Here is a 6,971-nt window from a genome sequence, read left to right on the forward strand (position 1 = left end):
CGCCTCACCACCTCCCAGGTCGACGGTTTCCTCGACGAGGTCGCCAGCGCGGTGGACAACAACAGCGGTTTGATCGTGAGCGGTGCCCTCTCCTTCGGGGAAGGCGCCGGTTACTTCCTGGCCGGGCTGCTGTTGACGGTCTTCGCGCTGATTTTCTTCCTGCACGACGGCGACGCCATCTGGCGCTTCATCGCCGGCCTTGCACCGCGGCGTGCCCGTGCAGCAATCACGGGGGCGGGCCTGCGGGGCTGGACCTCCATGGCGAACTACGTGCGTGTGCAGATCCTGGTCGCGTTCATCGACGCCATCGGCATCGGGCTGGGCGCGGCGATCATCGGAGTGCCGCTGGTGCTCCCACTCACGGTCCTGGTCTTTCTGGGCTCGTTCATTCCCATTCTTGGTGCACTTTTCACCGGAATGGTGGCGGTTCTGCTGGCCCTGGTGGCCAACGGGTGGGTCAATGCCCTGGTGATGCTCGCCATCGTGCTGGTGGTGCAGCAGGTCGAGGGGCACATCCTCCAGCCCTTCGTCATGGGCAGGGCCGTCTCATTGCACCCGCTCGCCGTGGTGCTGGCTGTGGCAGGCGGCTCCCTTGTGGCAGGCGTGGCGGGTGCCCTGTTCTCGGTTCCGTTGCTGGCAATCCTCAACACTGTCGTTCGCTATATTGCCAACCGCGCCTGGGAAACCGACCCTGCACTCGGTGTTCCCGCCCCGTATCCCGAACCGGGCGGCTCCATTACTCCTTCGTCCCGTCCATCCGGTGAGTTCGTCGAACCGGAACCCTCCACGAAAGAAGCGTCATCGTGACCACCGACCTCGCCCAGCTGGCAGTGACCCTCGAGGATGTCCTCGAAGCGCAGAAAATGCTCGACGGCGTCATCGCGTACACGCCGATCGAGGAGTCCCGCGCGCTCGGGCGGTTGACGGGCGCCAAAGTCTCGCTCAAGTGCGAGAACCTGCAGCGCGCCGGCTCCTTCAAGGTGCGCGGCGCCTACGTGCGGATGGCCCGGCTTTCCGCCGAGGAGCGCGCCCGCGGCGTCGTGGCCGCCTCGGCCGGCAACCATGCCCAGGGTGTCGCGGTCGCGGCTGCACGGCTGGGCATCCAGGCCCGCATCTACATGCCGTTGGGGGTCGCCTTGCCCAAGCTTGCTGCAACCCGGGGGCACGGTGCTGAAGTGGTGCTGCACGGCCACAACGTGGATGAAGCCCTGACTGAAGCCAAACGGTACGCCGATGAACACGGCGCGGTCTTTGTGCATCCCTTCGACAATGTTGACGTCGTAGCAGGGCAGGGGACAATCGGCCTCGAAATCCTTGAACAGGTGCCCGACGTCGACACCATCCTCATGGGCGTCGGCGGCGGCGGGCTGCTGGCCGGTGTGGCCGTCGCCGTCAAGGCTCGTGCACGGGAACTGGGCCGGGAAATCCGCGTGATCGGCGTCCAGGCGGAGAACGCCGCCGCCTACCCGCCATCGCTCGCCGCTGACGCCCTGGTTCCGCTGACAAAGGTGTCGACCATCGCGGACGGCATCGCGGTGGGACGCCCGGGCCAGCTTCCGTTCTCGATCATCCGCGAGCTGGTTGATGACGTCGTCACCGTCAGCGAGGACTCACTGGCGCGCGCGCTGATCTTCCTCCTCGAGCGGTCGAAGATGGTGGTGGAGCCGGCTGGTGCCGTGGGCGTCGCGGCACTGCTGGACGGGAAACTCACCGAGAACGGCGCGAACCCGGGGAACACCGCCGTCGTGCTTTCGGGTGGCAATATCGATCCGATGCTGATGCTCAAGGTGATCCAGCGCGGACTCGCCGCCGCGGGGAGGTACCTCGTGGTGCGCATGCTGCTCGATGACCGCCCGGGCTCGCTCGCGACCATCTCCAGGATCATCGCGGAATCTGATGCGAACGTGACGGGGGTCGACCATACGAGGGTGGGCGGATCCATCAGCATGGGTGACGTGGCAATCACCATCAATATGGAAACGAAGGGCGAGGAGCACTGCGAGCAGGTGCTGAACAACCTGCGGGCTGAGGGTTTCCAACCCGTCGTCATCCAGGGCTGACATGCTGGCTAAGCGGGCACGCGCCGGTCTGATCACGGTCATCGTTTTCGCTGCAGTGCTGTGGGCGGTGCAGCTCCTCAATACGCTCACCGGCTTCTACCTGATCCGTGTGCTCGGCATCGAACCGCGCCAGGTGGAGGGGCTCGACGGCGTAATCTTCGCGCCGCTCCTGCACGCCGACTTCGGTCACCTTTTCAGCAACACCCTGCCGCTGGTGGTGCTTGGCTTCCTGGCCTTCCTCGAGGGGGTGAGGCGGTTTGTCATTGCGGTCTCGGCGAGTTGGCTCGCATCAGGCGTGGGCGTGTGGATCTTCGGGGGAGGGGTGACCATCGGGGCGTCCGGCGTCGTCTTCGGGCTGTTCGCCTACCTGCTGGTCCGCGGCTTCTACAACAGGGACTGGAAACAGATCCTGCTCGCCGTGCTGCTCTTCGGGATGTACGGCTCGCTGCTGTGGGGCGTACTGCCGCAGTTCGGCTCGAATATCTCCTGGCAGGCCCACCTTTTCGGCGCACTCGGCGGTGTGCTCGCGGCCCTGATACTGAAACGGCGGCCGACCCCTGCCGGGACCGACCGCCGTCTGGCGAGCTAGCGTCGACTAGCCTGCGTAAGGCTTCGCCGAGAGGATTTCGACGGTGATTTCCTTGCCGTTCGGCGCGGTGTACTTCACGGTGTCTCCGGCCTTGTGTCCCTGGATCGCTGCGCCGAGCGGGGACTTCTCGCTGTACACGTCCATGTCGGTGTCACCTGCAACCTCGCGGCTGCCCAGGAGGAAAGTTTCCTTGTCTCCGGCGATGTTCGCCTCGACCAGCATGCCGGGTTCCACGATGCCGTCATCAGCGGGGGATTCTCCGACGTGGGCGTTGTTGAGCAGTTCGGTCAGCTGGCGGATGCGGGCCTCGGCCTTGCCCTGCTCTTCCTTGGCTGCGTGGTAGCCGCCGTTCTCCTTGAGGTCTCCCTCAGAGCGCGCCTGCTCGATGCGGGCAACAATCTCGGTGCGGCCGGGGCCGGACAGGTGGTCCAGCTCAGCCTTGAGGCGGTCGTAGGACTCCTTGGTGAGCCAGGCGACGGGTGCGCTGTTGGTGGACACGATATCTCCTTAGGTACGTCGAAGCCCTGAGCGGGATTCGGCTGCGGCCTTTGCCGTGATGTGCGCATCAACAAGCAAAGACCCCGCCTGCGTGATGGCCTTTGTTCTGGACTACTCCAGTAAGAACCACGGCGGGGCGGGGCGGAACGTATCAGTCCATTATAGTCAGCATGGCCGGATAACCCAATAACGGCGCGGATCGCCAGCGCTTTCGACGCGACGTTAGTCGGTGATCCAGCAGGCGTTGACCCCGCCGGTGACGCCTTCGGATTCGGTCCGGACCGGGGTGTTGTGGGAGGTGGTGCGGCCGTCGATGCTTGCTCCCGGGTTGCCGGGAGGGATGGTCACCACAGTCCAGCCGACAATGGCGTAAGACTCGTTGAGGACCTGCACGGCGCACTGTGCGGTGGCCGCCGGATCCTTGGTGACCTCGTAGTCCACGCGCGCGAGGTTCGGACCCTCGATGCTGAAGCCGACATCCTTGGATGAGACGGGCGGTGTTCCGGCGAAGAGACTGAACACGCCGGTGGCGACGACGGCGACCGCCAGGACCGTCCAGATCAGTAGGCGGTTCCGCTTCCGACGCTGCGCCGACGGTGTGCGCTGTGGCTTGGGGGCACCGTAGCGATTGGCTACTCTTGGTACTGGCGCGTGGTCGGTGCTCATCGGTTCAAGTTTACCAACCGGTACTTCAGTTCGTTCACCTCGTTTCCAGCCGATGGTCCAGCGGGATCACCGGCGTCGACAGACCAGGAAAGATTCAGGAGCCTTCAGTGTCCATGCCGGATAACACCCCCGACGCGCCCTTCCTCCGCGCGGAGAACGACGGCGGCCTCCGCCTCCTTGCGGTGCACGCACACCCCGACGACGAATCCAGCAAGGGCGCCGCAACCATGGCCAGCTATGTCGCCGCGGGAGTATCCGTGATGGTCGCAACCTGCACGGGAGGCGAGCGCGGCGACATCCTGAACGCACAGATGGCCGACGTTCCGCATGCACTGCGCGACCTTGCCGGACTGCGCCGGCTTGAGATGGCGGAGGCAGCGGCCGCCCTTGGCATCGAGCACCGTTGGCTCGGATTCGTCGACTCGGGGCTGCCCGAAGGGGATCCGCTTCCGCCGCTTCCCTTTGGCTGCTTCGCGCTGCAGCCGCTGGAGCGCGCTGCGGCCCCGTTGGTTCGCCTGGTCCGCGAGTACCGCCCGCACGTAATCCTGAGCTACGACGAGAACGGTGGATACCCGCACCCTGATCACATCATGGCGCACCGGGTCGCGGTTGAGGCTTATGAGGCAGCCGGTGATCCGTCCCGTTATGAAGGACTTGGTGAGCCGTGGGAACCGCTTAAGCTCTACTACGACCGCGCCTTCAACCCGGAGCGGTTCCGTGCCCTGCACTTCGCGCTCGAGGAAGCGGGCCTGCAGTCGCCCTACGCCGAGCGGATCGCCGCCTGGCTGGAGGCTGACGCCGAAGGCCACCAGCCCGCGCGGCCCACCCACCCTACGACCACGCAGATCGACTGCGGGGACTATTTCGAGCACCGGGAGCGCGCTCTGCTGGCGCACCGCACGCAGGTTGAGCCGGAGGGCTTCTTCTTCGCGGTCTCCGCGGATCTGCAACGCAAGGTGTGGCCGTGGGAGGACTACTCACTGATTCACTCCCGCGTACCGCACGAACTGCCTGAAACGGACTTCTTCGCGGGCATAGAATAAGTCCTGTGGGCTGTCCCGCTCGGGGACATTTCCGCCGTAGATACTCGTGAAAGTGGTGCTCTGGAGTGTTCTCCCTGCTGAACCTGGCCGCAACCGTGACGCCTGCGCCGGGTGATGAGCCCTCGCTGCGCCCGGGGCTGGATCCCACACAGGTCACTCCCGGCCTGCTGGGGTTCCTGGCCACGCTGTTCCTGGTGATCGCAGTGATCTTCCTGATCCGCGATATGACCCGCCGAATCCGCCGCGTGCGGTACCGCGAGATGGCCAACCTCGAGGCCGAGGAAGCAGCCGCCCGGAAGGCTTCCGGGAATGGAGGCGCCGCTCCTGACCCGGCAGCCGAGGCATCTGACGGCTCCGGCCGGCGCCGCACTCCCGGCGGCAAATACGGCCCCGACGCCCCATAACCATGGCTGACCGGCTGCGCAGTGAGGCTTCCGCTTATCTGCGTCAGCACGCCGACAACCCGGTTGACTGGTGGCCCTTCACCGAAAGTGCCTTCGCCGAAGCTGAACGCCGGAATGTCCCGGTCTTTGTCTCGGTAGGGTATGCCGCCTGTCACTGGTGCCACGTCATGGCCCATGAGTCCTTCGAAGACAGCGCCATCGCCGATTACCTGAACGCTCACTTCGTCTCCATCAAGGTGGACCGGGAGGAGCGCCCCGACGTCGATGCCGTCTACATGGCCGCCACCCAGGCCATGACCGGGCAGGGCGGGTGGCCGATGAGCGTCTTCACGCTTCCTGACGGCCGGGCCTTCTTCGCCGGCACCTACTACCCGCCGGTTGCGGTGCAGGGCAGGCCGTCATTTCGCCAGATCCTTGAGGCGATTACCGACGCCTGGACGGGACGCCGCACTGAGGTCGACAACAGCGCGGCCCAGCTCGCCGACAACCTCGGAGAGGCCCGCCGGCGCAGCGGGGGCCTGCTGCGCCTGGGGAACGAGAGAGGTGGGCCGGCGCCGGAGGAGACACTCACCGCCGCCGTCGCAGCGCTCGAGGCCCAGGAGGACCCCGCCTACGCCGGTTTCGGCGGGGCGCCCAAGTTCCCGCCGTCGTCGGTGCTTTCCTTCCTGCTGGCCAGAGCCCGTTCAGACGACGACGGCACGTCCGCCGCGCTCGCCGGCCGCACGCTCGAGCGCATGGCGGTCTCGGGGATCCACGATGTGCTGCGCGGTGGATTTGCCCGCTATGCGGTGGATCAGGCGTGGGCGGTGCCGCACTTCGAGAAGATGCTCTACGACAACGCGCAGCTCATACGCGTCTACGCCCGCTGGGCGGTGCAGGCGGAAGACCCGGAGCAGAGGGCGCTGGCGGAGCGCACGGCCCGCGGCATCGCCGGCTGGCTTGAGGCCGAACTGCAGTTGCCCGGTGGTGCATTCGCTTCCTCGCTCGATGCCGACACCGTGATCGAAGGCCGACGTGTGGAGGGTGCAACCTACACCTGGAGCGCCGCGCAGGTGCAGGCAGTACTCGGAGACCAGGCAGGGCCTGCGCTGCAGCTGTTCAACACGGAGGAAGGGCAGGTGGAGGACGGAGCGTTCACCCTGCACGCCGGACGTCTGTGGAGCGCCGGGGAGCAGGCGCTGTGGGAAGAGGCAGCGCCGTCGTTGCTGGCATCGAGGCTCGATCGGCCGCAGCCGGAGCGTGATGACAAGGTTGTGGCGTGCTGGAACGGCCTGGCCATCGGTGGACTCGCGGACGCCGGGGCGCTGCTCGGAGACGCCGGGATGCTTCGCCTGGCCGAGGGCGTCGCGCGCTATCTCCTGCGGGTCCACTGGGACGGTGCCCGGCTTCGCCGGGTGTCGCACTCCGGAAGCGCTGCGGCCGTCGAGGGGTTGCTGGAGGACTACTCCGGAGTGGTCGACGGGCTGCAGGCCCTCTACGCGGCGACGGGCAACACGGAGTGGTTCGAGGCAGCGGAGGACATCCTCCGGGTCGCGTTGGAGCGGTTCACCGGTGCTGACGGAGCCGTGGTGGACGCCGCGGACCTGGACACTCAGCTGCGTTCGGCGCAGGGGGAGCAGAACGCGGCCGACCCCTTCGACAACGCCACTCCCTCGGGCGTCGCCTTGCTGGCCGGCGCGCTGGTGACGTCAGCGGCATACACCGGTTTGAT

At 66.5% G+C, this 6,971-nt stretch carries 8 protein-coding genes; 6 read left to right on the forward strand and 2 right to left on the reverse strand.

Translation table 11 applies throughout. The features are described 5' to 3' along the window. The 3 genes from RIF85_RS13515 to RIF85_RS13525 all read left to right on the forward strand — a co-directional run. Positions 1-807, forward strand: an 807-nt coding sequence (locus tag RIF85_RS13515) for an AI-2E family transporter (RefSeq protein WP_309072419.1), incomplete at its 5' end; no start/stop codon positions are given. 56 nt (positions 808-863) lie between these two features. Then, positions 864-2,060: a threonine ammonia-lyase gene (ilvA, locus tag RIF85_RS13520; RefSeq protein WP_309072425.1), complete on the forward strand. Its 1,197-nt coding sequence runs from the start codon at positions 864-866 to the stop codon at positions 2,058-2,060. Between the two features lies 1 nt (position 2,061). Then, positions 2,062-2,649: a rhomboid family intramembrane serine protease gene (locus RIF85_RS13525; protein WP_309072420.1), complete on the forward strand. Its 588-nt coding sequence runs from the start codon at positions 2,062-2,064 to the stop codon at positions 2,647-2,649. Positions 2,650-2,655: 6 nt separating this feature from the next. On the opposite strand, the gene greA is transcribed toward RIF85_RS13525, so the two are convergent. Next, the gene (greA, locus tag RIF85_RS13530; RefSeq protein WP_309072426.1) at positions 2,656-3,150 is read right to left on the reverse strand and encodes a transcription elongation factor GreA; all 495 of its coding nucleotides are present in this window, start codon (positions 3,148-3,150) and stop codon (positions 2,656-2,658) included. Between the two features lie 219 nt (positions 3,151-3,369). Next, on the reverse strand, positions 3,370-3,813 hold the full coding sequence (locus RIF85_RS13535; RefSeq protein WP_309072421.1) for a DUF4307 domain-containing protein: 444 nt from the start codon (positions 3,811-3,813) through the stop codon (positions 3,370-3,372). 113 nt (positions 3,814-3,926) lie between these two features. On the opposite strand from RIF85_RS13535, the gene mca reads away from it, so the two are divergent. The 3 genes from mca to RIF85_RS13550 form a co-directional block, all read left to right on the forward strand. Then, the gene (mca, locus tag RIF85_RS13540) at positions 3,927-4,856 is read left to right on the forward strand and encodes a mycothiol conjugate amidase Mca (RefSeq protein ID WP_309072422.1); all 930 of its coding nucleotides are present in this window, start codon (positions 3,927-3,929) and stop codon (positions 4,854-4,856) included. A 65-nt stretch (positions 4,857-4,921) separates the two neighbouring features. Then, a complete protein-coding gene (locus RIF85_RS13545) occupies positions 4,922-5,260 on the forward strand; it encodes a hypothetical protein (protein ID WP_309072423.1) in 339 nt (112 codons plus the stop codon). Between the two features lie 2 nt (positions 5,261-5,262). Further along, positions 5,263-6,971 (forward strand): thioredoxin domain-containing protein (locus RIF85_RS13550; RefSeq protein WP_309072424.1); only part of this gene is annotated, 1,709 nt, incomplete at its 3' end.

Origin of the sequence: Arthrobacter sp. (genome assembly GCF_031179385.1) — a bacterium.
Taxonomy (GTDB): domain Bacteria; phylum Actinomycetota; class Actinomycetes; order Actinomycetales; family Micrococcaceae; genus Arthrobacter_D.